At 52.7% G+C, this 22,641-nt stretch carries 24 protein-coding genes and 1 pseudogene; 17 read left to right on the top strand and 8 right to left on the bottom strand.

Annotation, left to right across the window (positions count from 1 at the left end; genetic code table 11):
• Nucleotides 1–248 precede the first annotated feature (248 nt).
• Nucleotides 249–854 (top strand): recombinase family protein, encoded by a 606-nt coding sequence (locus AC2FCQ_RS23165; protein WP_000509966.1) that lies wholly within the window; start codon nucleotides 249–251, stop codon nucleotides 852–854.
• Nucleotides 855–1,513: 659 nt separating this feature from the next.
• A complete protein-coding gene (nhaA, locus tag AC2FCQ_RS23170) occupies nucleotides 1,514–2,695 on the top strand; it encodes a Na+/H+ antiporter NhaA (RefSeq protein WP_004194048.1) in 1,182 nt (393 codons plus the stop codon).
• A gap of 426 nt (nucleotides 2,696–3,121) precedes the next feature.
• Here the strand turns inward: nhaA and AC2FCQ_RS23175 are convergent, their stop codons facing one another.
• From AC2FCQ_RS23175 to AC2FCQ_RS23190, 4 genes are all read right to left on the bottom strand, one after another.
• Nucleotides 3,122–3,436 (bottom strand): hypothetical protein, encoded by a 315-nt coding sequence (locus AC2FCQ_RS23175; RefSeq protein ID WP_000091613.1) that lies wholly within the window; start codon nucleotides 3,434–3,436, stop codon nucleotides 3,122–3,124.
• A gap of 254 nt (nucleotides 3,437–3,690) precedes the next feature.
• The gene (locus AC2FCQ_RS23180) at nucleotides 3,691–4,047 is read right to left on the bottom strand and encodes a cupin domain-containing protein (RefSeq protein WP_000215515.1); all 357 of its coding nucleotides are present in this window, start codon (nucleotides 4,045–4,047) and stop codon (nucleotides 3,691–3,693) included.
• A complete protein-coding gene (locus AC2FCQ_RS23185; RefSeq protein WP_001293886.1) occupies nucleotides 4,037–4,438 on the bottom strand; it encodes a HepT-like ribonuclease domain-containing protein in 402 nt (133 codons plus the stop codon). Before AC2FCQ_RS23185 ends, AC2FCQ_RS23180 begins: the two co-directional genes overlap by 11 nt.
• Nucleotides 4,435–4,701, bottom strand: a complete 267-nt coding sequence (locus AC2FCQ_RS23190) for a nucleotidyltransferase family protein (protein WP_016487057.1) — start codon at nucleotides 4,699–4,701, stop codon at nucleotides 4,435–4,437. Before AC2FCQ_RS23190 ends, AC2FCQ_RS23185 begins: the two co-directional genes overlap by 4 nt.
• Nucleotides 4,702–4,799: 98 nt before the next feature.
• Here AC2FCQ_RS23190 and AC2FCQ_RS23195 point away from each other — a divergent pair, with 98 nt between their 5' ends.
• The 3 genes and pseudogenes from AC2FCQ_RS23195 to AC2FCQ_RS23205 all read left to right on the top strand — a co-directional run.
• Nucleotides 4,800–7,766: a Tn3-like element ISPa38 family transposase gene (locus AC2FCQ_RS23195; protein ID WP_003100881.1), complete on the top strand. Its 2,967-nt coding sequence runs from the start codon at nucleotides 4,800–4,802 to the stop codon at nucleotides 7,764–7,766.
• A gap of 78 nt (nucleotides 7,767–7,844) precedes the next feature.
• Nucleotides 7,845–8,849: an IS110-like element IS5075 family transposase gene (locus tag AC2FCQ_RS23200; RefSeq protein ID WP_000427614.1), complete on the top strand. Its 1,005-nt coding sequence runs from the start codon at nucleotides 7,845–7,847 to the stop codon at nucleotides 8,847–8,849.
• Between the two features lie 274 nt (nucleotides 8,850–9,123).
• Nucleotides 9,124–9,438: pseudogene (locus AC2FCQ_RS23205) on the top strand (transposase); the annotation flags it as partial.
• A gap of 465 nt (nucleotides 9,439–9,903) precedes the next feature.
• On the opposite strand, the gene AC2FCQ_RS23210 reads toward AC2FCQ_RS23205, so the two are convergent.
• The 4 genes from AC2FCQ_RS23210 to AC2FCQ_RS23225 form a co-directional block, all read right to left on the bottom strand.
• The gene (locus tag AC2FCQ_RS23210; protein WP_000277490.1) at nucleotides 9,904–10,188 is read right to left on the bottom strand and encodes a type II toxin-antitoxin system RelE/ParE family toxin; all 285 of its coding nucleotides are present in this window, start codon (nucleotides 10,186–10,188) and stop codon (nucleotides 9,904–9,906) included.
• Entirely contained in the window at nucleotides 10,181–10,423 is a 243-nt protein-coding gene (locus AC2FCQ_RS23215) for a type II toxin-antitoxin system ParD family antitoxin (RefSeq protein WP_000124732.1), read from the bottom strand. The genes AC2FCQ_RS23210 and AC2FCQ_RS23215 overlap by 8 nt, the downstream gene beginning before the upstream one ends.
• Before the next feature lie 572 nt (nucleotides 10,424–10,995).
• Nucleotides 10,996–11,925: a plasmid replication initiator RepA gene (gene repA, locus AC2FCQ_RS23220; RefSeq protein ID WP_050296632.1), complete on the bottom strand. Its 930-nt coding sequence runs from the start codon at nucleotides 11,923–11,925 to the stop codon at nucleotides 10,996–10,998.
• 494 nt (nucleotides 11,926–12,419) lie between these two features.
• Nucleotides 12,420–12,782 carry a helix-turn-helix domain-containing protein gene (locus tag AC2FCQ_RS23225; RefSeq protein ID WP_008815933.1) on the bottom strand — a complete coding sequence of 121 codons (363 nt, stop codon included), beginning with the start codon at nucleotides 12,780–12,782 and terminating at the stop codon, nucleotides 12,420–12,422.
• Nucleotides 12,783–13,040: 258 nt separating this feature from the next.
• Here AC2FCQ_RS23225 and AC2FCQ_RS23230 point away from each other — a divergent pair, with 258 nt between their 5' ends.
• The 12 genes from AC2FCQ_RS23230 (at nucleotide 13,041) to virB10 (ending at nucleotide 22,640) form a co-directional block, all read left to right on the top strand.
• Nucleotides 13,041–13,496, top strand: coding sequence for a transcription termination/antitermination NusG family protein (locus AC2FCQ_RS23230; RefSeq protein ID WP_016361119.1), 456 nt, complete (start codon nucleotides 13,041–13,043; stop codon nucleotides 13,494–13,496).
• Between the two features lie 78 nt (nucleotides 13,497–13,574).
• Nucleotides 13,575–13,799 (top strand): hypothetical protein, encoded by a 225-nt coding sequence (locus AC2FCQ_RS23235; protein WP_008815931.1) that lies wholly within the window; start codon nucleotides 13,575–13,577, stop codon nucleotides 13,797–13,799.
• Between the two features lie 20 nt (nucleotides 13,800–13,819).
• On the top strand, nucleotides 13,820–14,488 hold the full coding sequence (locus AC2FCQ_RS23240) for a lytic transglycosylase domain-containing protein (protein WP_032490873.1): 669 nt from the start codon (nucleotides 13,820–13,822) through the stop codon (nucleotides 14,486–14,488).
• A 9-nt stretch (nucleotides 14,489–14,497) separates the two neighbouring features.
• Complete coding sequence (locus AC2FCQ_RS23245; RefSeq protein WP_032490874.1) at nucleotides 14,498–14,791, top strand: TrbC/VirB2 family protein; 294 nt, start codon at nucleotides 14,498–14,500, stop codon at nucleotides 14,789–14,791.
• Nucleotides 14,792–14,800: 9 nt separating this feature from the next.
• Complete coding sequence (locus tag AC2FCQ_RS23250; RefSeq protein WP_032490875.1) at nucleotides 14,801–17,548, top strand: VirB4 family type IV secretion/conjugal transfer ATPase; 2,748 nt, start codon at nucleotides 14,801–14,803, stop codon at nucleotides 17,546–17,548.
• Nucleotides 17,549–17,559: 11 nt separating this feature from the next.
• The gene (locus AC2FCQ_RS23255; RefSeq protein WP_050296633.1) at nucleotides 17,560–18,282 is read left to right on the top strand and encodes a TrbJ/VirB5 family protein; all 723 of its coding nucleotides are present in this window, start codon (nucleotides 17,560–17,562) and stop codon (nucleotides 18,280–18,282) included.
• Nucleotides 18,283–18,296: 14 nt separating this feature from the next.
• Complete coding sequence (locus tag AC2FCQ_RS23260; RefSeq protein ID WP_032490877.1) at nucleotides 18,297–18,590, top strand: EexN family lipoprotein; 294 nt, start codon at nucleotides 18,297–18,299, stop codon at nucleotides 18,588–18,590.
• Entirely contained in the window at nucleotides 18,583–19,584 is a 1,002-nt protein-coding gene (locus AC2FCQ_RS23265) for a TrbL/VirB6 family protein (protein WP_032490878.1), read from the top strand. The genes AC2FCQ_RS23260 and AC2FCQ_RS23265 overlap by 8 nt, the downstream gene beginning before the upstream one ends.
• A gap of 69 nt (nucleotides 19,585–19,653) precedes the next feature.
• A complete protein-coding gene (locus AC2FCQ_RS23270; protein WP_032490879.1) occupies nucleotides 19,654–19,791 on the top strand; it encodes a hypothetical protein in 138 nt (45 codons plus the stop codon).
• Nucleotides 19,784–20,467, top strand: coding sequence for a VirB8 family type IV secretion system protein (locus tag AC2FCQ_RS23275; protein WP_032490880.1), 684 nt, complete (start codon nucleotides 19,784–19,786; stop codon nucleotides 20,465–20,467). Before AC2FCQ_RS23270 ends, AC2FCQ_RS23275 begins: the two co-directional genes overlap by 8 nt.
• Nucleotides 20,467–21,363, top strand: coding sequence for a P-type conjugative transfer protein VirB9 (gene virB9, locus AC2FCQ_RS23280; protein WP_032490881.1), 897 nt, complete (start codon nucleotides 20,467–20,469; stop codon nucleotides 21,361–21,363). Before AC2FCQ_RS23275 ends, virB9 begins: the two co-directional genes overlap by 1 nt.
• Nucleotides 21,360–22,640, top strand: a complete 1,281-nt coding sequence (gene virB10 / locus AC2FCQ_RS23285; RefSeq protein ID WP_490309104.1) for a VirB10/TraB/TrbI family type IV secretion system protein — start codon at nucleotides 21,360–21,362, stop codon at nucleotides 22,638–22,640. Before virB9 ends, virB10 begins: the two co-directional genes overlap by 4 nt.
• Nucleotide 22,641 lies beyond the last annotated feature (1 nt).

Raw genomic sequence — 22,641 nt, forward strand, 5'->3', positions numbered from 1 at the left:
ATTAAAAACCGGCGTTGACTGTTCGGGGAAGCCCTTATAGTAGGATAATTTCCGAATTCCAAGCGGACCCCAACTTCAGTAGCGACAGTTCGTCCGTGGGCAGATCGAACAGCGCTGCTCGCTGCCGTTCGGTGAAAATATGGCGTCGTGACATACAAATTCGTCCCTTTTGAAGTATAGTCTGTTTTGGACAACAGCCAGCCCATATAAATCAGGGCGTTCCGATACAAAAATCCAGGAGGGTTCAATTGGGACATCGTGCCGCCATTTACTGCCGGGTTTCAACAGCGGATCAGTCTTGTGAACGCCAGGAATTTGATCTGCGAGCCTTCGCCGGCCGTGCCGGCTACGACGTGGTGGGAATATTTAAGGAAACAGGTTCAGGAACTAAACTCGACCGGGCCGAGCGAAAGAAAGTCCTGGCGCTTGCCCAGTCCAGACAAATTGATGCAATCCTGGTCACTGAGCTTTCCCGGTGGGGGCGCTCGACGCTCGATCTGCTCAATACGCTACGTGAACTGGAGAACTGGAAGGTTTCCGTGATAGCCATGAATGGAATGGCGTTCGATCTTTCGTCGCCGTATGGACGAATGCTGGCGACGTTTCTTTCCGGCATTGCGGAGTTTGAGCGGGATCTCATCAGCGAGCGGGTCAAGTCAGGCCTTGCTGTTGCGAAGGCACGTGGTAAGAGGCTTGGTCGTCAGGCCGGAGTGCGACCAAAATCAGACCGACTTTTGCCTAAGGTGGTTGCGATGAGGGCCGAGGGACGCAGCTATCGCTGGATCGCACGCGAGCTCGGTATCAGCAAGAATACCGTCGCTGACATCGTGCAACGACACAGAGCTAACGCTTAGGGTGTCATTTCGCCCTCAGCCGGAACCGACCCCGGCCATAACCGGGTGAACCCGTCGGTCCGCGGAATGGCCGCCGCGTAAAAGATCTCACAGCATCCGGCAAGCAATAAATATATCCAGCCCAAAACTTCTGGCCTCAGTGTTAACGAAATGCGCCATTTTGACCTGTGGTATGTCTTTTCTGACAGCCATTCGTCACCGGCATGGACGGATAATTATCCATCAGCTGCTGTTCAGGCTTTTCAGGATAATGCGGCTCAGAGCAGCATCTGTCTGCAAACGGTGTCCTGTGTAATCATTTTCCATCACTACCCGTGTCAGTTTACGTTGCCAGCTCTTACTGACAGATACTATTTACTGACACGCGGCGGATAGTAAATTTCAGCCATGTTCTGGAAACAGACTGAGCAAATTTCTCAGAATGGAAACGCACCCTAGCCCCGCCAAGGCTTCGCTTTACGATAATTTACCTGAAGGCGGCCATTTACCTGACGGTGCATGATAAAATGTAACCACAGACCGACCGAATTTAACTTATTAATTTAATTATCTAAATTTCTTACATCAGTCAATCAGGCTGTGCATTGCATTTTTGGAGTGCACAGTCTCTGGGTTGCCTGATTCACAATTCGTAAGTCAACATCTCAGGGGGAGATTAAGTGACAGAAAACCCAATCGGATTAACCAGAAAAGTTATCAAGCCCGTTTCTAATTTTTTCAGTTCACCTGTAGCGGGCGGTATTGTGCTTATTATTGCTTCGGCAGCCGCTATCATCGTGGCCAATTCGCCCCTCAGGGAAGGTTATGAAACACTCCTGAAATACAAAACAGCAGGCCTGTCCGTTGAGCACTGGATAAACGATGCCCTGATGGCCGTATTCTTTATGATGGTCGGGCTGGAAATCAAGCGTGAGCTTGTCACCGGCCAGTTAGCCACCTGGAGCCAGCGTGCGTTGCCGGGCTTTGCCGCACTGGGTGGTCTGGCCGTACCTGCCCTGATTTACGTGGGGTTTAATGCCGGTCATGACGAAACCCTTTCCGGCTGGGCCATCCCGGCGGCCACGGATATTGCTTTTGCGCTCGGTGTACTCGCCTTACTGGGCAGTCGTGTGCCAGTCTCGCTAAAAATTTTCCTGTCGGCGCTGGCTATTCTGGATGACATGGGGGCGGTGGCTATCATCGCGCTCTTCTATACCAGCAACATTTCGCTTCTGATGCTGGGTGGTGCAGCGGCAATGGTTGCTCTGCTGTTTAGCCTGAACCGTGCCGGCGTGACGCGCCTGCTGCCCTATCTGCTGACGGGGGGAGTACTGTGGTTTTTCATGCTTCAGTCAGGCGTGCATGCCACCGTCGCGGGTATCCTGCTGGCGTTCTTTATCCCGCTGCGAACCAGGAATGCGGCTGATGAAGTGCCTCTGGACAGGCTTGAGCATGCCATCAACCCCTGGGTCACGTTTATGATACTGCCGCTGTTTGGCTTCGCCAATGCGGGCGTCGCGTTGTCGGGCATGACGATGAATGACCTGTTGTCGCCGGTTCCGGTAGGCGTGGCGCTGGGCCTGTTTTTGGGTAAACAGGCAGGTATCTTTGGCCTGTCGCTACTGGCCGTCAGCCTGGGCCTGGCGAAACGACCAGAGAAAAGTACCTGGTTACAGGTTTATGGTGTCTCGGTACTGTGTGGGATTGGTTTTACCATGAGCCTGTTTATCGGCAATCTGGCCTTTACAGGCAGCCCTCTGCTCGTTGATGAGGTCAAGGTGGGGGTTCTGGCAGGGTCCATACTGGCCGCTCTGGCCGGTATTTTGATACTGCGCTTTGCGCCTTCTAAGCAAGTCAGGTAACGTATTATCTACAGGAAAATCCCCGTGATAACGGGGGTTTTTTCACACTGTCAGTGTATATTCTGAAGAGAAAATTGAAATTATTTAATTTTATTATAAATAATTACCTTTCTATCTTTCACATTTTACAGGCGGAGCCCTGTTCAGATAAGTCAGGATGAACGCTGGCATATCAGTTAAAATATTATGTTATTCAAATAAATAGTCGGCTAACGTGGTTTTTTACACGACTGGCCCTCTAACCCCGCTACTGAATACTGACCGCCAAAAGGCGGTTTTTTTGTTCAAAGAAACTGATCTCAGTATCGCGCCCGGGGCAGCTGGCCAACGTCGCCGGCATCGCGCCGGCAAAAATCGAAAAACAGAAATATCAGCAAGATAGCTTAAACAGGTGTCGGGAAATTTCGTTGAGATATTTTGAAGGAATCACAGTGTAAGCAGGCGCTTTTTCAGGGAGGCGCGTTCTTGCGGGTTGCGTCCCTTGTGATTGGCGATGCGATCCGCCGTGGCGGCCTGGCGCTTGACGGGCCAGTAGGAGCGGCCATCCTTGCCCATCGACCAGACGCTGCTGGCCTGGTTTTCCAGCAGGGGCAGATGGGCGCTCAGGGCTTCGGGCGACGCGCTGGTCAGCGCCGTGCGCTCACGGGTGCGCCAGCGCTGATGCCAGAGCTTCTTGTCCTCGCGCTCGCTGCCGCAGGTCGTGTGCCCGACGATGGGTGTTTTGCGGCGGCTGCGGCTCATAACGTAGTGGTCTCCAAGAACATTCAGGACTGATCCCAGGCGTCGATGGTCAAGACCTGATCGGCAGGACAGGCGGCTACGCGGTCGGGAACTGGATGGTGTTCAGTCTCATGCCGACCCCATTCGATTGATCGCGTCGCTTGCGGCACGCTGCGACGCAAGGAGGTTTGCGACCTGGTTTAGCAGCCGTGTCCGCTGCATGTCTGTTACCTATCTCCCCGACCGCTCATTGGACCAACTCCAGAGATTGGGCTCTATCGCTCAGCCAATACGAAACCGGCATTGGCTGATGCCACAACCGAGACTAACACAAATGGCTCGGTACCTGTATTTCGCGCCCCGTGCACTTGGCCCGGTCTTGCCACGGCTATCTCACCTTCCCTGAGGGCACGAACAATCCCATTGCCCTGAAAGTAATCAGCCATTCCCGACAAAACAGTCCACGTGTCTTGGCCGTGAGGATGAATGTGAGCCGCAATTTCCTGCCCGGGATGGACATGCCAAACCACGATAATTGAGTCTCGGGTTTCAAGCACAACGGAACGAATAGGCTCGCCTTCGGACGGCTGAACATACTCGGCTACAGAAAATATTCTCGATTCAACAGTCATCGGAGATCCCTCTTTCACAGTTGTCGTTACGGTCTTCATCGTCGGCATCCTGACGCACGGCGGGCAATTGCTGGAGCAACGCCGGCAGCCATTCCTGTACCGTCTCCCACACCACATCGAGGTTGATGTCGAAATAGCCGTGAGCCATGCGATTACGCATATTGCGCATGCTGCGCCACGGCACGTCGGCATGCGCCTGGGTGAACTCGACGTAGCCATCCATCACCTTTGTGGCCGCCTCGCCGATGACGATCAGGCTCATGATGACGGCCTGCTGGGTGCGCTTGTCGGCCAAGAAGTCGTCCTTGGCCATCCCTTCCACGAAGCTGCGCGCATCGGTTGCGGCCTGCTGAATGTGGTCGAGGTAATCGGGCAGGCGGTTCTCGCTCATATCGGTTGCGCCTCCGCGAGCACCTTGGCCCGGAACTTCGGCGGCAGGTCGCCGGGAGTCAGCAGATCGACGTCAACGCCGAGCAGCGATTTCAGTTCTTCTTCCAAATCGCCCAAGTCCAACAACGTGGCACCGGGCAGCGCATCGACCAACAGGTCGAGGTCGCTGCCATCCCGGTCGGTGCCATGCAGCACCGAGCCGAAGACGCGCGGGTTCGCGGCGCGAAAGCGGCCTACCGCTTCACGCACTGCGCTTCGCTTCATGTCAAGCACAACAGACGGTCGCATGCGCATCCTTTCTTATCGAAACTCGTTGAGATGATATGCAATCAAGAATAGAATTTCAAGAAGAAGGAAACCGCATGCCCCGCCGTTCGATCCTCTCCGCCGCCGAGCGCGAAAGCCTGCTGGCGTTGCCGGACACCAAGGATGAGTTGATCCGTCACTACACGTTCAGCGAAAGCGACCTCTCCATCATCCGGCAGCGGCGCGGCCCGGCCAATCGGCTGGGCTTCGCGGTGCAGCTCTGCTACCTGCGCTTTCCCGGCGTCATCCTTGGCGCTGATGAGCCACCGTTCCCGCCATTGCTGAGACTGGTCGCCAACCAGCTCAAGGTCGGCATCGAAAGCTGGGACGAGTACGGGCAGCGTGAGCAGACCCGACGCGAGCACCTGGTCGAGCTGCAAACGGTGTTCGGCTTCCAGCCGTTCACGATTGGCCACTACCGGCAGGCTGTCCAGTTGCTGACCGAGCTGGCCATGCAAACCGACAAGGGCATCGTGCTGGCCAGAGCCTTGATCGAGCACCTGCGGCGGCAGTCGGTCATTGTGCCCGCCCTCAACGCCGTCGAGCGGGCGAGCGCCGAAGCGATTACCCGCGCCAACCGGCGTCTCTACGACGCCTTGGCTGAGCCGCTGACGGACGTGCATCGCCGTCGCCTCGACGATCTGCTCAAGCGCCGCGACAACGGCAAGACGACGTGGCTGGCCTGGCTGCGGCAATCCCCGGTCAAACCGAACTCGCGGCACATGCTGGAACACATCGAACGCCTCAAGGCGTGGCAGGCGCTCGACCTGCCCTCCGGCATCGAGCGGCTGGTTCACCAGAACCGGCTGCTCAAGATCGCCCGCGAGGGCGGCCAGATGACGCCCGCCGACCTGGCGAAGTTCGAGCCGCAGCGGCGTTACGCGACCCTGGTGGCGCTCGCCATCGAGGGCATGGCCACCGTCACCGACGAAATCATCGACCTGCATGACCGCATCCTGGGCAAGCTGTTCAATGCCGCCAAGAACAAGCATCAGCAGCAGTTCCAGGCATCCGGCAAGGCGATCAATGCCAAGGTGCGGCTGTTCGGGCGCATCGGCCAGGCGCTGATCGAGGCCAAGCAAGCGGGCCGCGATCCGTTCGCCGCCATCGAGGCCGTCATGTCCTGGGATGCTTTCGCCGAGAGCGTCACCGAAGCGCAGCGGCTCGCGCAACCCGAGGACTTCGATTTCCTGCACCGCATCGGCGAGAGCTACGCCACGCTGCGCCGCTACGCGCCGGAATTTCTCGACGTGCTCAAGTTGCGGGCCGCGCCCGCCGCCAAGGACGTACTCGACGCCATCGAGGTGCTGCGCAGCATGAACAGCGACAACGCCCGCAAGGTGCCCACCGACGCGCCGACCGAGTTCATCAAGCCGCGCTGGCAGAAGCTGGTGATGACCGACACCGGCATCGACCGGCGCTACTACGAACTGTGCGCGCTGTCGGAGCTGAAGAACGCGCTGCGCTCCGGCGACATCTGGGTGCAAGGCTCGCGCCAGTTCAAGGACTTCGAGGACTACCTGGTGCCGCCCGCGAAATTCGCCAGCCTCAAGCAGGCCAGCGAATTGCCGCTGGCCGTGGCCACCGATTGCGACCAGTACCTGCATGACCGGCTGACGCTGCTGGAAACGCAGCTCGCCACCGTCAACCGCATGGCGCTGGCCAACGAGCTGCCGGACGCCATCATCACGGAGTCGGGCCTGAAGATCACGCCGCTCGATGCGGCGGTGCCCGATACCGCACAGGCCCTGATCGACCAGACGGCGATGATCCTACCGCACGTCAAGATCACCGAATTGCTGCTGGAGGTAGACGAATGGACGGGCTTCACCCGGCACTTCGCCCACCTGAAGTCAGGCGACCTGGCCAAGGACAAAAACCTGTTGCTGACCACGATCCTCGCCGACGCGATCAACCTGGGCCTGACCAAGATGGCGGAATCGTGCCCCGGCACGACCTACGCCAAGCTGGCCTGGCTGCAAGCCTGGCACATCCGCGACGAAACCTACGGGGCGGCACTGGCCGAGCTGGTCAACGCGCAGTTCCGACATCCCTTCGCCGAGCATTGGGGCGACGGCACCACGTCATCGTCGGACGGCCAGAACTTCCGCACCGGCAGCAAGGCCGAGAGCACCGGCCACATCAATCCGAAATACGGCAGCAGCCCAGGGCGGACGTTCTACACCCATATCTCCGACCAGTACGCGCCGTTCCACACCAAGGTCGTGAACGTCGGCGTGCGCGACTCGACCTACGTGCTCGACGGCCTGCTGTATCACGAATCCGACCTGCGGATCGAGGAGCACTACACCGACACGGCAGGGTTCACGGACCACGTCTTCGCGTTGATGCACCTGCTGGGCTTCCGCTTCGCCCCGCGCATTCGTGACCTGGGCGACACCAAGCTCTACATCCCGAAGGGCGATGCCACCTACGAGGCGTTGAAACCGATGATCGGCGGCACGCTCAACATCAAGCACGTCCGCGCCCATTGGGATGAAATCCTGCGGATGGCCACCTCGATCAAGCAGGGCACGGCGACGGCCTCGCTGATGCTCAGGAAGCTTGGCAGCTACCCGCGCCAGAACGGCCTGGCCGTCGCCCTGCGTGAGCTGGGACGCATCGAGCGCACACTGTTCATCCTGGACTGGCTGCAAAGCGTCGAGCTGCGCCGCCGCGTGCATGCCGGGCTGAACAAAGGCGAGGCGCGCAACGCGCTGGCCCGCGCCGTGTTCTTCAACCGCCTGGGGGAAATCCGCGACCGCAGCTTCGAGCAGCAGCGCTACCGGGCCAGCGGCCTCAACCTGGTGACGGCGGCCATCGTGCTATGGAACACGGTCTATCTGGAGCGGGCCGCGAACGCCTTGCGTGGCCACGGTCAAGCCGTCGATGACGGCCTGTTGCAGTACCTGTCGCCGCTCGGCTGGGAGCACATCAACCTGACCGGCGATTACCTCTGGCGCAGCAGCGCCAAGATCGGCGCGGGCAAGTTCAGGCCGCTACGGCCGCTGCAACCGGCTTAGCGTGCTTTATTTAATGAGATGGTCACTCCCTCCTTCCCAGTACTATGCTGAGGACAGGCTTTCATTCGGAGAACCATCATGGAAAACATTGCGCTTATTGGTATCGATCTGGGTAAGAACTCTTTCCATATTCATTGTCAGGATCATCGTGGGAAGGCCGTTTACCGTAAAAAATTCACCCGACCAAAGCTAATCGAATTTCTGGCGACATGCCCGGCAACAACCATCGCGATGGAAGCCTGTGGCGGTTCTCACTTTATGGCACGCAAGCTGGCAGAGTTAGGGCATTTTCCAAAGCTGATATCACCGCAATTTGTCCGCCCATTCGTTAAAAGCAACAAAAATGACTTCGTTGATGCTGAAGCTATCTGTGAAGCAGCATCACGTCCATCTATGCGTTTCGTGCAGCCCAGAACCGAATCTCAGCAGGCAATGCGAGCTCTGCATCGTGTCCGTGAATCCCTGGTTCAGGATAAGGTGAAAACAACTAATCAGATGCATGCTTTTCTGCTGGAATTTGGTATCAGCGTTCCGCGAGGTGCTGCCGTTATTAGTCGACTGAGTACCCTTCTTGAGGACAGTAGTTTGCCTCTTTATCTCAGCCAGTTACTGCTGAAATTACAACAGCATTATCACTATCTTGTTGAGCAGATTAAAGATCTGGAATCTCAGTTGAAACGAAAGTTGGACGAAGATGAGGTTGGACAGCGCTTGCTGAGTATTCCCTGCGTTGGAACGCTGACTGCCAGTACTATTTCAACTGAGATTGGCGACGGGAAGCAGTACGCCAGCAGCCGTGACTTTGCGGCGGCAACAGGGCTGGTACCCCGACAGTACAGCACGGGAGGTCGGACGACATTGTTAGGGATTAGCAAGCGGGGCAACAAAAAGATCCGAACTTTGTTGGTTCAGTGTGCCAGGGTATTCATACAAAAACTGGAACACCAGTCTGGCAAGTTGGCCGACTGGGTCAGGGAGTTGTTGTGTCGGAAAAGCAACTTTGTCGTCACCTGTGCTCTGGCAAACAAGCTGGCCAGAATAGCCTGGGCACTGACGGCGCGACAGCAAACTTACGAAGCATAAAGGCAGAAATACACCAGTTTAAACAATCATTCATCTGGTTTTGCGAATACTGATATTGATGATACTAACGGCCCACCGGCCTGTTGAGGAACCTGTAAAACGGAAAGGCTCATTGAAGCCGTATATTTTCTGGAGGTTCATCAGGCGCGGAACTCATCGAGGCGCGGGAATAAAATCCCATTCAGACGCCGGATAGATTCAAGCAAGCCAACTTGTCGTCAAAATCGGTGTTGCAAAAACGGGAGTGACCATAGATTCCGTTTTCCAAGCGGACCCCTTTAAGAACGGGCGCCAACTGGCAGCCTGGTTGGGGCTAACGCCATCACAATACAGTAGTGGCGGAAAATCAAAGCTTGGCAGGATAACAAAAGCGGGTGATGCCTATCTGCGAACCCTACTGGTCCAGGGAGCCCGTTCTGTAATGGTAGGGGCAGAGAATAGAACGGACCCGTTTAGCCGTTGGGTCTGCTCGTTGATTGGTAGGCGGGGATACTGGCGTGCTGTCGTTGCAATCGCCGCCAAGAATGCGAGGTTGTGCTGGGCATCATTACATTACGGCGATGACTTCAGACTGTATTCAACAACATGAAAAATTTAACTGAGTAGTAACTGAACTGTAAATTGTTGATGGTAAAGGGTTAGACCCCCGTGAGAAGTATCTGCATATCCTACTGGATATCACTATCCGATTAACGAAGGAGGATCTCACGAGCGTCTTTCATCAGGGTCCGAATCACTAGCGATTCAGCATGACCGTTTATAGTAGCGCAGTCTTATCCCTTGCCTTTCATTGATGAACAGACAGAAATTAAAAACCGGCGTTGACTGTTCGGGGAAGCCCTTATAGTAGGATAATTTCCTTTTTCCAAGCGGACCCGATAAAGGACTTGGTCGATAATTGGCTGAAAGAAAATGACAGCCAAAAGACTCAAATGAGTAAAAACACATTAACTCAAAAACACACCTATCCTTACCGAGAACACTGATCTGGTGCATAAACTTTTTATGTGCCAGATCGGTGTTGGCCAAGCAAAGCGCGGCAGCGTGTTTAGACTTACAGTAAATGGCGTTTATGGTTCATCTGTTGGTGCAAAATACGCGCAATCAGAATATCCGTATCACGAACCGTATAAAAAATGGCATGTCGCTGAAATTCAATGCGCATCACACCAGGAACGGTATGGTAGTCACGTCCCATATCTGGCATTCCGGCCAGTGTCTCGAAAAATGCCTCAAGTGCGTCTGTATAATGGTCTGCCTGAGCTTCACCAAATTTCAAGAGCGTATAGTCATAAATCCCGGCGAAGTCGTCTGCTGCCCGTTCAGTGAGTTTATACACGATGTCTCAGTTTTCTTTGTGCTGCAATATCCCGCAGTGATAGCGAGCTTTCACCGCTTTCCAGCCCAGCAATAACAGCCTGACGAATAACTTCATCGTTTGTTTCCTGTTGCTCCAGCAATCGCAGCGCAGAACGCATAACTTCACTCGCAGAGCCGTAACGGCCACTGTCTATTAATCGACTAATAAACGAATCGAGTTGTTCGCCAATCGTAACGCTTGTTGTTCTGGCCATAACGCCCCCTGTGTTAACTATCAACACAATGATAGGAATACTTGCTCCTGGTGTCAACGAATACACCCAAACGGATTTCGCCCCCTTCCTGCCAGACTGGTTTTTTAGCTTACTTTTAGCGATGAAGTAGGTAAGGGCGAAAAGCGCCTTTTCGCTGCATTGCGTCTCGTTGACTCCATGCCTCCGGCTAAGGCCGGAGGTGCTACTTAAAGTCTTTTGGGGAGCATAGCGACCATGCCGAACCGGCGCGGCCATCTGGCCGCTGCAAGGGCGGTCATTATCGGTTTTCCCCGTTATCCACAGAACTTATCCAGCGAATAAGTAGATCTTTAATGAAGTTAAGTAGGTCGAAGACCTGATTGTTTTGCAGCTAACTATTGGTTGATTGCAGATAGTCCCATTTACCTATTTGCAGGTAAGTGTGCATAAAAGATATAACGCCGGTGTTGATTGGGGTTTTGACCAAATATCGGTGAGGTTATCGTGATAATGGTGACTAAAAAACGAGCTGTTTTAGCAGATGGACAACGAACATCCTCCGCAGGGAATCGGATTAGTAAAAAGAGGGCGGGTTAGTGAGGCGGGGCTGTGCCTGGCTGCTCCATATTTACCAGTTCAAGCTGGTAAAGCTGAGTCCAGACCATTTTTTCAAACTGCTGAGGGGTTAGATGGTGTATATCACCCTTCATATCACGGAAAATACGCTCGGCCACCTGACGCTTTCGCTCATCGAACGGTAATTCGGCCAGCTTACGCCGTTGTTTGCCCTCAATAGCGCGTGTACGGCGGCTGAGTATCGTCTGATGGCGGCAACGTTCATACCAGCGCTTACGGGCTTCTTTTACTGTCATAGCCTCACCGGGTTGTAGAATGCCGTCCTCAATAGCGCGTAGGCGTTCTTCTTGCTCGGCTCGTAGCTTGTCCATATCCACACCGGTAAGACGCCAGCCTTCTTCTGTAATGATTATATGCTTAGGAAAACGGCACCCGTTCACATAATCCCACTCAGTTTCAGGCGCAAGGACTATGCCAAACCTCGCCAATTCGTCTATCAGACGCGACACCCTGGATACCGTCACGGCAGTTTCAGGGATGATCTGGCCATCTTCATTCCGTGGACTGAGTTCTTCAGCCAGCTTAGTGATGTTGATAGTGACAATACCGGTAGCAAGATCGGCTTTGTTGACGAAAAGCACAAACAATGCATCGAGCAAACGCCGGCGTACTTCACGGAAAGCTCTTTTTCTGTCCGCGACAGGTCGCAAAAAAGTGAAGATTGGATCGGCAGAAACACGACGACGAATAACCCAGGCACCAGAGGTTTTGTCCTGGCTCATAAGGTTACGTAAGGCTCGACCATGCTGTTTACTGAGAGGTTTATAATGCGCCGGACGCACGTAGAGCGGTAACGGACATTTACAGGCTGTAGAATGTTCGCCACGATGACGCTTGTCTGGGTTTTGTTGGGTAGAATTTATCTGGTTATTCACACCCGCCAGCACTTATGGCGGTGTGGGGGGGTTGTGTTAGGTTACGCATTTGCTATAATCCTTTTCAGGCGCCGCGCCTGCTTTCGACCCCCTGAATATCCTTCGTTCCGCCAAGTTCGAGTTGGGATTTCAGGGGGTTTTTGCATTCAGGGTGTGGCTTTTGCCCCTATCACCCTTTCCCTAGACGCTATTACCGGGAACGTCCCACCCGTATGAATACTTGTAAACGCAGGTAAATTACCACGTAGTGAAGCAACGATCAATTCCCCCACCAAAAGATCCCGCAAAGAACATATCTAATTTACCTAATCAATTCATAGAGATATTGAGTCTAAACATTATTAATATTGTGAATATCAACAGGTGTTTTCTCTTGTCTATGTAGATTCAGAGTGAACGCATTTCTTTGTTAATTCAGTGAAAATTCCGCTTCCTCGCTTTGAGTGTTCAGTGCTCGCCTATGGCTGCGCTCCGCCTCAATCAAAGGCTGCGGCGAGCTGTGCTGGCTAGTCTTTCAAGCACTCGTTTAGTTGTTTTAATAATTTTCTGGCTTCTTCATTCTGTTTACGTAATTTTTTATTTTCCTCCAAAGTATAGTATTGAAGGTTTTCTTCTGGGTTAACCCTATTACGATGCACCTCAAGCATATTCTTAGCCATATCGTCATCCACTGTATAAAAATAATACTCAGGATAATCCAGCAGTCTTGCGATTTTAACTACCAAGCTAAAAGGGGGTTCCGTCCTTCCGACTTCGTAACTCGACAACCTCGATCTTGAGTTTTTACCATCTATATCAATAAGTTGAGATAATTTTTCTTGCGATATCCCCGCAGCCTCTCGCGCTTCTCGCAATCTTTTCGGCACCATGTTCACCCCCTTTTTGGGAGTCTAATCTTACAAGGCGCATTCGATATCAATGTCCACAATACGAATCATGGTTGATTTTGTATCATAAAGTAATGTAATCTCTAAGACTCTTTAGATTGACACACCAAAACAACTGAATATAATAACATTACTGTATTTATATACAGTTGTTTTATCATGTTTATGAGTACGCTCGTTCTAGTTTCCGCCAAGCTAGCACGGCGGAAAATGGGGGCTTGTGCCCACAAGGATGGGAACATGAACTTATGGTATGTGCTGTACTGCAAGGCTCAGGATGTTGGTAAAATCACTAAAAGAGTCAATGGATTAGGGGTTAGTGTTTTTTGCCCTCGCTATGTAAGAGTCTCTCACCGAACCGACTGCAATTCGGTTCGGATCGAGGAAAAAGTGTTGTTCCCTAATTATTTGTTCCTCTCTTTTGATATCAATAAAATCCACACCTCAACAATTTCGTCTATCCCTGGGGCTGTCGGCTTCATTCGCTTCGGTTCCGATGCCTGCACCGTTCCCCAGAAAGTGATATCAGCGATTGAATGCGCTCGGCTGATTGCGTTGAACAATGACGATCAAGCTATTGAGTGCCGTAATATCTCGTCCACTTTGCTGCTAAAAATTCAGGAAATCTCGCTTATCAAGTCGATAGAACAACGGCAGGTTGCTTTTTCACACCTGCTGCAATCGTCTAACCCTTAAACCCGACCTCATTTTTTATACATACCAGCACTGCGGGCGATACCCTGCGGTGTCTTTTTAATAGGAGTAACCATCCCCATGCCGAAAAAGAAGTTGGGCGAGCCAACGAGTACGTCGGTGATTTATATCGGACAACAGCGTTACCAACTGTTAGCAAAACATGCTCGTGAAATCAGTTATTTATCCAACACCAATATCAAGACAACAACATTCCTTCACTACCTGATTGATGAATTCACCAAAAAAGGCCATGCCTCACTGCTTAACCAGTTGCAGAAGGCTCCCCCCGCTGAAGAGGAATAAACCATCTAATAGGAGGAGAAATGATTTCATCCGCCGTGCTTCTGACTCTGGCCATGCAATGCGCCCCAACCATTCACCCGGATACATCGCATGATGTAGCTAGGGTCGAATCTGGCTTGAATCCCTTTGCTATCGGGGTTGTCGGCCAGAAAAAAGGGCTTTTCCCCAGCAACATAAATGACGCTCTTGATCATATCGACCAGCTCAAGGCGAAAGGTAAAAATTACTCAGTTGGTCTGATGCAAATCAACCAGGCTAATTTTTCCCGTTACGGTGTCACTGCAAAACAACTGTTTAATCCCTGCACCAACCTGACCGTCTTCGAAAAAATCATCACTGACTGCTACCTCCGGGGCGGCACCCTGAAAAGGGCGCTGAGTTGCTATTACTCCGGCAACTTTGATACCGGCCAGAAGCCCGAAGCCGCATTTTCCAAAACCAGCTATGTACAGCGGATGGGTTACAAACCCGCGCAAAAATATGTCGTGCCTTCCAGCAAGGCCGATCAAGAAAAGCAAAACGCCACACCAGGCAATGCAGCACCCACGCCGCAGATACGTTACCCCAAAGGTATTGTACGCGGCGATCTCATCACCTCCGGCGCGCAAGCGTCACCTAACCAGGCTACACCCGTTTCTTTCCCGTCACAGGTTGTGCGGGGGGAGTTTGTAGTCACTACATCTAAATAAGGAAATATCATGAAAATTTTACGCTCTATCAAAAACGCTCCTGCTCACCTTGCTGCTGTCGCGGCCTCTGCTGCTATGTCCTCACCGGCATTCGCGGACGGGTTCGCCAAAGCCGAAACGTTGCTGGAAAAAATCTCGTCTGGCCTCACCGGTCTGGCCATCGTCACCATTACCATCGCTGTTATCTGGGTGGGTTACAAAGTGTTATGGGACGGCAAAAGCCTTCACGACTGTAAAGGGATCATCATTGGCGGCATTCTTATTGCCAGCGGTGCAGAAATCGGCGCTCTGTTGATGAGCTAAGGGGCGGAAATGGTCACGCTGAATAAAGCCCTGACGCGCCCCGCTATGCTGTTTGGCATTCCGATGGTGCCGTTAGTTATCGTCAGTGGGGCAATTATCCTGCTGGCGATATACCTCACTAAACTTTTGTTGCTGTTCCTGCCGGTAAGCTGGTTTGTCATGAACCAGATGGCTCGAAAGGATGCCCACATTTTCGGATTAGCCTTTTTAAAACTGAAAACGCGGGGCAATAAGACGTGCAACACCCACTACGGCGCAACGGCGTTCCTGGCGAACGACTACGACGCCGTAGACATCACGGAGTTCATCAACACTATGCGACTTAACGAACGGGTCACGCTCACCAAGCACATTCCGTATTCGTCGCACATTCATGAAAACGTCATTAAAACCCGAGGTAGCGACCTGATCGCAACGTGGGAAATTGGCGGAACGGCGTTTGAATGTGATACGGAAGAAAATCTCGACATACTGTCTGGTCAGTTTAATAACCTGATTAAGTCCTTTGAAGGGCGACCGGTGACGTTTTACGTTCACAATATCCGTGAAACGTACCACGATCACTTTGACGGGCATTCGGGTAACGATTTTGCCGATACGGTCAGCGAACGGTACTACTCGACGATTGAAAACCATCCTTTCCGCCATAATCGCCTGTTCTTCACCGCCTGTTATATGCCCTTTGTCGGACTGGATAAGGTCGAGCGCAAACGGATGTCCGACGGACAGAAGCAACATGCGTTAGACAGTGCATTAAAAGAGATGTTGGAGATCTGCCAGACGGTCGGCACGTCCCTGTCGCGTTTCACCGCGAACCAACTCGGGGCGTATGAAGAAAATGGCCGCGTGTTTTCGTCGCAACTGTCTTTCTATCGGCGGCTGTTAAGCGGCGTCTGGCAGAAAACAGCCGTTACGCGCACGCCATTTTATGAAACGCTCGGCACAACCGACCTGTTTTTCACCGGCGATGCCGGGCAAAGCAATAACGTAAACGGAAAGACCTTCTTCCGTGGGCTGGAAGTGAAAGACTACGCGCCGGAATCCTTCACCGGGATAATGAACGTGTTGCTGTATGCCCCGTGTGACTATGTGATCACCCAGTCTTTTACCTGTATGGCGAAAGATGAAGCGCAAAAGCACATCAAGCAGACGGCCAAGCGTTTACGCAGCACGGAAGATGATGCCATTTCGCAGCAGGAAGACTTATTTGTTGCCCTGGACATGTTGCAGGCCGGACACATTGCCTTTGGTAAATATCATTTTTCCCTGATGGTATCGGCACCCGGTACAGAACGGCTGATTAAAGATACAAACAGCCTGATCAACGCCTTCACCGATCTGGGTATCACCCCGACGCTCTCCACGTTGTCGCTGCCCGCTGCCTACCTGGCACAAATGCCGGGGGTGTACACGCTAAGGCCGCGACTTGTCCCCATCAGCAGCCAGAATTTTGCAGAACTGGCGTCATTCCATAACTTCTATACGGGGAAACGGGATAAGAACCCCTGGGGTGAAGCGCTTTGCGTTCTCAAAACCCCATCGGGCGGGGCGTATTACATGAACCTGCACAACTCAATGCTCAATAAGGATGATTTCAACGAGAAAAATCTAGGCAATACCAGCGTTATCGGCACCGCCGGTTCGGGCAAAACAATGCTGATGGCATTCATTCAGGTCATGATGCAGAAATATCGGCAACCCCGGAGTTTTTCGCCGCAGGCTAAAACGCAGCGTCTTACTACCGTTTATTTTGATAAGGACAGGGGGGCAGAACTCAACGTAAGGGCGTTGGGTGGCCAGTATTATAAGGTGAAAAGCGGTGAGCCTACCGGCTGGAATCCCTTCCGGCTTCCACCGACCAAACGCAATCTGAACTTCATCAAGAAGCTGATGCGCATACTCTGCACCCGCAACGGACAAACCTTGTTCCCGCGCGACGAGCTGCGTCTTAGTCAGGCAGTGGATGCGGTCATGAAGGAGCTACCGGCTGAACACCGTGGGTTTGGTATTACCCGGCTGTTGGAGAACCTTACCGAGCCGCCAACGAAGGAAGCGCAGGAAAACGGGTTACGCGTCAGGTTGTCACAGTGGGCGCAGGGTGGCGAATACGGCTGGGTTTTCGATAATGACCTGGACACCTTTGATATTGGCGAATGCGACAATTTCGGCATCGATGGCACGGAATTTTTGGACGATGCCGACGTGTGTGCGCCGATTTCGTTTTACCTGCTGTATCGCGTCACCAGCTTGCTCGACGGGCGACGCCTGGTGATCTTCATGGATGAATTCTGGAAATGGCTCAACGACCCGGTCTTTTCTGATTTCGCCTTTAACGTGCTGAAAGTCATCCGCAAACTGAATGGCGTGTTTATTCCTGGCACACAATCACCGGCTGAAATACTGATTAACCCGATATCTCCTGCCGTGGTGGAGCAGTGCGGCACGCAAATCTTTACGGCAAACCCGAAGGCTGACCGCAAAGACTATGTTGACGGCCTGAAAGTCGCCCCGGAAATCTTCGATATCATCAAGAACCTCGATCCGCTGTCACGCCAGTTCGTGATAGTGAAAAGTCCTCTGAAAAAAGGTGACTTACGCAACTTTGCGGCACTCGTCACCCTTGACCTGTCCGGGCTTGGTACTTATACAAAAGTGTTAAGTAGCAGCGCTGACAACCTCGAAATTTTTGACTCTGTGTTTCAGGACGGCATGAAGCCGGACGACTGGCTGGAACGCTACCTGCAACTCGCACTCTGAAAGGAAATAACATGAAACTGAAAACTCTGTCTGCCGCCTGTCTTGCGGGGGCTTTGCTGTGTCCATCACTGACAGCCTATGCCGGTATTCCTGTCATGGTTGATGCTGATCCGTTACGTCAGATTCAATACGCGACCGACGCCCAAAACTGGCTTAAAACGGTGGAACAGTATAAATCCCAGCTTAATGCCTACAAATCGCAACTGGCGACCGCGACCGGCGTACGCAACGTACAGGACTTTTTGAGTCAGGCTAAGGGGCTGTCTAATGACCTTAAAAACCTGCAAAAAAACGGCATTTCACTCAACGACCTGCTGACGAACTCCGGCGGGTCATACAGCAGTGCGCTAAACGGCCTGTACAGCAAGTACAAGATGTTTGACACCTGTGATGCTACGCAGACCCAAAGCTATGCTGATACCTGTAAACAAATCGTCATTAACCGGGCGGTGGCCGTCGAAGATACCACTGCGGTACAGGAGAAGATCAACAGTACAGTGAGTGATATTTCCACCCTTGTAAGTCGTATAGAAATGTCGCAAGACGCTAAAGAGTCACAGGATTTGGCGAACACCATAACGTCAAAAAGTGTACAGTTAAACGCGCTGACCACGCAGTGGGAAATGAGCGTGAAACAGTCGGAACTGCGTGATCAAATGCTGACATCGCAGCGACAAAAAGCCCACCGACAGCAACAACTGAGTGCGCCGGTAGCTGATTTAAACAACTTATGACAAGGATTTTTCATATGACGATTAATAACCGCACTATTTTATCCTCCCTGCTTGTTTTAAGCCTGTTTGCTTTAGGTGGTTGTGAAGAGAAAAAAACTGAAGAGTGGTATATGGCTCATCATGACGAATTAATAAAAGACTATGCCGATTGTTTGAAAACCCAAACATTCAGCAGTGAGCGGTGCATCCCTGTTGTGAATGCTTCCAAAAGGTCAATGAATGAGCCTGACGTTGTAGCTGGACTACAAAAAGTGCAAACAGAGTACGTAAAAAGCAGGATGCATCCAGAGAATAAAAGTCATGAGTAGCGAAGGTGTTTTCTCTGGAATGGATGCCGCTGTAATGAATGGCTTAAACAGTGTTTTACAGGGGCAAATGTCCCTGTATTCAACGCTGATGGCAGGATTAGTTACCGGTTCTGCCACTTTGTACATTCTTTGGCGTGGCTATCAGACACTGGCGGGGAAGCTACATACCCCGGTAGAGGACGTAGCGTGGGACTTGGCGCGAATGGGGATCATCCTAGCATTTGTCACTAATGCAGATGGCTACCTAGACGCCTCGGTTGCTGCCATTAACGGTTTAAAAGATGGTTTCAGCGGAAGTGAAAATGTCTGGGTTTTACTAGATACACTTTGGAGTAAAGCTCAGACGCTGGGGCAAACCTTATTTAACCTAGATAATTCAACCTATGTGCAACTCAATGGCGGCATTGCTGAGCTATTAGTTTGGGGGGGAACAATAGTAGCCTTAATTATCGCCACCATTGTTAATATGGGGGCTGAAATAATGTTGTTATTAATGACAACAACGGCACCCATATTCATTTTCTGCCTTATCTACGGTTTTCTGCGACCGATGTTCAATAACTGGCTCCAGGTAATCTTCACCGCTATCCTGACCCTCATGTTTTCGGCCTTATCTTTACGGATCGCGATTGAATACCTTAGTAACATATTGGACAAAGCAAGCGTCGGGGCTAATGCCAACAACATTGTAACGCTGGCCGCACAGTGTTGCCTTGCCGGTATCGGTTCCGGGTTCGTAGTCTGGTTATCGGCAAAAATTGCCGGTTCACTGGCAGGGGCTAGCGTACAGGGTGTGGTACAGGGCGCGGCTAAAATGGGGCTAATGGCAGGCGGGGGCGCAGCGAAAAAAGCCGCAAGTACCGTAGGAAAGCCCGTGGGGAATGCTTTAGGCAGTATTGGCGATAAGGCAGCGAATAACCTCAAAGGCTCATCGGCCAGTAATGCCAAAGCATCGGCAAAAGCCGCAGTGGAGAAAATGAAAGCCCAGAACTAGCAGATATCCCGCCACACCTGTTCCCATCGCACGACTCATTACTTTTTAATCCTTTCAGGAACCTAAACCATGAAACGCTTCATCATATTTATGATGTTGTGCACCCTTGCGGGCTGCGCACAGCAAAACCATTTCCCGCCGGATGTTTCCGGCGACCTTCAACCCGTTAATTCCGCTTCCGTTATGCAGGAGGTGAATAATGTCTGAATTACAAAAAATGCTGAATGCCTCGCAGTCGTTTGAAAAAGTGATGCTGACACGCGATGCGCGGGCTAAAAAACTCGCCTTTGTTATCGCCGCCGTCGCCACGGTATTTGCCTTACTTTCCGTTGTGGCCGTCATTGTCATGCTTCCGCTAAAACACACGGAGGTCGAACTTTACACCGTAGACAGCCACAGCGGGCGGGCGGAATACGTCACCCGAGTGAAAGAAAAAGACATTGCGACCGAGGAGGCAATGGCGAAAGCCTTCGCCGCCAATTACGCCACGCTCCGGGAGGGATACAACTATTTCGCCCTGCAAAGCAATTATGACACGGTGCAGCTCTTTAACAGCGGACAGGTCAATGCGGACTATCTTGCCTGGTTCGCCGGACAGGATGCACCCGACAAGGTGTATCAGAATGCGGCTAACGTGGTGGAAACTGAGGTCATTTCCAATATCATCAGCCAGGCTACCGCGCCCGATATGCTGGCAACCCTCCGACTGAAAAGAACCATCCGCCACGTTGTTGACGGCGCGACGCGCGTCGAATTCTGGAACGTTCGTCTGACATACCACTACGTGCCACACAAGGCGCTGACTGACGCGCAGCGTGAGAGTAATCCGCTGGGCTTCATCGTCACCAGTTACCAGCGTGACAAAGAACTGAGGAAAGAATAATGCGTAATCTATTCGTCATTCTCACTTTGATGCTCTGCTCATCGGCGTGGGGAGCCGCAACCCCGCAGGGTAGCCGGTACGACAGCCGTATGCAGCAGGTGGCGTACAACGTGCAAAACAGCACGGTGATCAACACCCGCGCCGGTTACGTCACCACGTTAGTTTTTGCCGATGATGAAGCGGTGATCAGTACCGAAGTCGGCTTCATTAAAGGATGGGCGGTAACAAAGGAGGCGAACCGCGTCTATATTCGCCCCGCCCCCATCACGCAGCCGGTGACGGATGCGGACGGCTCAACCGTCCAGCAGGCATTTTTACCCGAGTCGAAAGACTGGAAAACCAACCTGTTTGTCACCACGTCGGCACACTTCTACAGCCTGGAACTTAACGTACTCGATGAAGGCGCACCGGCAAGCAGTCTGGCGTTTGTTGTGACCTGGAATTATCCCGAGGCCAGCCGTAAGGCCAGCATGGAAGCCGTGAAGGCGCGGCAAAAGGAGCTGACGGAGGCGCAGGAAAAAAGCCGCATCGCCAAAGCGTTTAATGCCGCCACTACACCGCGAAACTGGAACTATGCGCAGCGTGTGAAGCAGGGCAGTGAAATGGCTATGCCGGACTTTGCCTATGACGATGGCCGCTTCACTTACCTGGGCTTTTCACCGCTGAAAAAGATCCCGAGTCCCTTCCTGCTCGTCAACGGCAAAGAACAAACGACCATCCCGTCGTTCTCGCAACAGGGAAACTATCGCGTGATGGTCGTTCACTCGCTGGCTCCAAAGCTGGTCTTACGCTACGGCGACGCCGTGGTGGGCATTGTTAATCAGGGATTTGGTCTGGCAACGGTCAGCAACGGCAGCACCGTTTCACCGGCGGTTAAACTGGAGGAAAAACCATGACGGATACGCAAAACCCAACGCCTCTCGATGGGAGCGAAAACCCTTCATCCGAGAGAGAAAAAACGGTGGCCGAGCTGGAAGTTGAAGCACGCGAACGGGCGCAGGCACAGCGTAAAGAATCTGCGCCGGTGGAGGACGTTAAACCCGACCAACCCGAGGTAAACAGCCTCAAAAAGCGCGGTAAAAATCGTCTTATGACGCTGGGAATACTGCTTTTAGCGGCGCTTATCGTATTAGCCTGGATGGGTGACTGGGCTTATAACCATTTCATGAGCGCCCCAGCCCCCAAGGCTGAACAGGCAAAAACGGCACCGGATGATGTCAGTTACGGACGGAAACGTCAGGGCATGGGAATGGCTGAAAACCCGCTGGGGTTGCAGGACACAGCTTCGACCGATACCACAACAAACCTTCCTCGTGCCGCCGCTCCGCCCGTCTCATTTAACAAGTCTATGGCACTGGCGGCGATGGCCAGCACGCAAAGCAGCGGCCAAACCGCCACAGTTTCGCGCACGGCTGAACGCAGTACCACAGAGCACAGCGTATCTCCCGCGACCGCGCAGCCTTATACACCCTGCACGGTGACAATGGTCATGGATGCCAGCGGAAAGCTGGCCTGTCCTGTCGGGGCGGAGGCATCACCTGGTGTGGCACCGGCAGTTTCTACCGTCACCGGCGTACAACGTATGCGGCTTGACCCGGATTTGTATATTCCGGTCGATACCTATATTCCCTGTACGCTTCAAACCCGCTTTGTGTCCGACGTTGCCGGGCGAATTTCCTGCCTGATATCTGAGGACGTTTACAGCGAAAGCACCCATGTACGGCTGATACCCGCAGGCACCCGCGCCCGTGGCGTCTACAAGACCGGCACACTCAATCACGGCCAGGCGAGGATGTTCGTGATGTGGACGGAACTCAGAACCCCGGACAGGCTAAAAATCCCGATGGTTGATTCTCAGGTCGTAGGCCAGCTCGGTGAGGCCGGTATTGATGGCTGGATCGACACGCATTTCTGGGAGCGTTTCGGCAACGCAATGATGCTCAGTACCGTGCAGGACGTCGCCGCAGCGGCGGCAAGTTCCGCCCCGTCGAAAGACCGCAATACCGATTACACGGAAAATTCACGCGCTGCCGCCGCTGAAATGGCAAAAACGGCGCTGGATAACAGCATCAATATCCCGCCAACCATCTACAAAAATCAGGGCGATATCATCGGCATCATGACCGGTTCAGACATCGATTTTTCAGGCGTCTACAGCCTGAAACTCAAATAAG

It is taken from the genome of Serratia sp. CoH_134_PS_4 (assembly GCF_058190535.1).

What these genes read in the sequence shown, in the direction of transcription:
- AC2FCQ_RS23175 (WP_000091613.1), bottom strand. Translation starts at nt 3,436, where the DNA reads ATGAGCCGCAGCCGCCGCAAAACACCCATCGTCGGGCACACGACCTGC.
- AC2FCQ_RS23180 (WP_000215515.1), bottom strand. Translation starts at nt 4,047, where the DNA reads ATGACTGTTGAATCGAGAATATTTTCTGTAGCCGAGTATGTTCAGCCG.
- AC2FCQ_RS23185 (WP_001293886.1), bottom strand. Translation starts at nt 4,438, where the DNA reads ATGAGCGAGAACCGCCTGCCCGATTACCTCGACCACATTCAGCAGGCC.
- AC2FCQ_RS23190 (WP_016487057.1), bottom strand. Translation starts at nt 4,701, where the DNA reads ATGAAGCGAAGCGCAGTGCGTGAAGCGGTAGGCCGCTTTCGCGCCGCG.
- AC2FCQ_RS23195 (WP_003100881.1), top strand. Translation starts at nt 4,800, where the DNA reads ATGCCCCGCCGTTCGATCCTCTCCGCCGCCGAGCGCGAAAGCCTGCTG.
- AC2FCQ_RS23200 (WP_000427614.1), top strand. Translation starts at nt 7,845, where the DNA reads ATGGAAAACATTGCGCTTATTGGTATCGATCTGGGTAAGAACTCTTTC.
- AC2FCQ_RS23215 (WP_000124732.1), bottom strand. Translation starts at nt 10,423, where the DNA reads ATGGCCAGAACAACAAGCGTTACGATTGGCGAACAACTCGATTCGTTT.
- AC2FCQ_RS23225 (WP_008815933.1), bottom strand. Translation starts at nt 12,782, where the DNA reads ATGGTGCCGAAAAGATTGCGAGAAGCGCGAGAGGCTGCGGGGATATCG.
- AC2FCQ_RS23230 (WP_016361119.1), top strand. Translation starts at nt 13,041, where the DNA reads ATGAACTTATGGTATGTGCTGTACTGCAAGGCTCAGGATGTTGGTAAA.
- AC2FCQ_RS23235 (WP_008815931.1), top strand. Translation starts at nt 13,575, where the DNA reads ATGCCGAAAAAGAAGTTGGGCGAGCCAACGAGTACGTCGGTGATTTAT.
- AC2FCQ_RS23240 (WP_032490873.1), top strand. Translation starts at nt 13,820, where the DNA reads ATGATTTCATCCGCCGTGCTTCTGACTCTGGCCATGCAATGCGCCCCA.
- AC2FCQ_RS23245 (WP_032490874.1), top strand. Translation starts at nt 14,498, where the DNA reads ATGAAAATTTTACGCTCTATCAAAAACGCTCCTGCTCACCTTGCTGCT.
- AC2FCQ_RS23250 (WP_032490875.1), top strand. Translation starts at nt 14,801, where the DNA reads ATGGTCACGCTGAATAAAGCCCTGACGCGCCCCGCTATGCTGTTTGGC.
- AC2FCQ_RS23255 (WP_050296633.1), top strand. Translation starts at nt 17,560, where the DNA reads ATGAAACTGAAAACTCTGTCTGCCGCCTGTCTTGCGGGGGCTTTGCTG.
- AC2FCQ_RS23260 (WP_032490877.1), top strand. Translation starts at nt 18,297, where the DNA reads ATGACGATTAATAACCGCACTATTTTATCCTCCCTGCTTGTTTTAAGC.
- AC2FCQ_RS23265 (WP_032490878.1), top strand. Translation starts at nt 18,583, where the DNA reads ATGAGTAGCGAAGGTGTTTTCTCTGGAATGGATGCCGCTGTAATGAAT.
- AC2FCQ_RS23270 (WP_032490879.1), top strand. Translation starts at nt 19,654, where the DNA reads ATGAAACGCTTCATCATATTTATGATGTTGTGCACCCTTGCGGGCTGC.
- AC2FCQ_RS23275 (WP_032490880.1), top strand. Translation starts at nt 19,784, where the DNA reads ATGTCTGAATTACAAAAAATGCTGAATGCCTCGCAGTCGTTTGAAAAA.
- virB9 (WP_032490881.1), top strand. Translation starts at nt 20,467, where the DNA reads ATGCGTAATCTATTCGTCATTCTCACTTTGATGCTCTGCTCATCGGCG.
- virB10 (WP_490309104.1), top strand. Translation starts at nt 21,360, where the DNA reads ATGACGGATACGCAAAACCCAACGCCTCTCGATGGGAGCGAAAACCCT.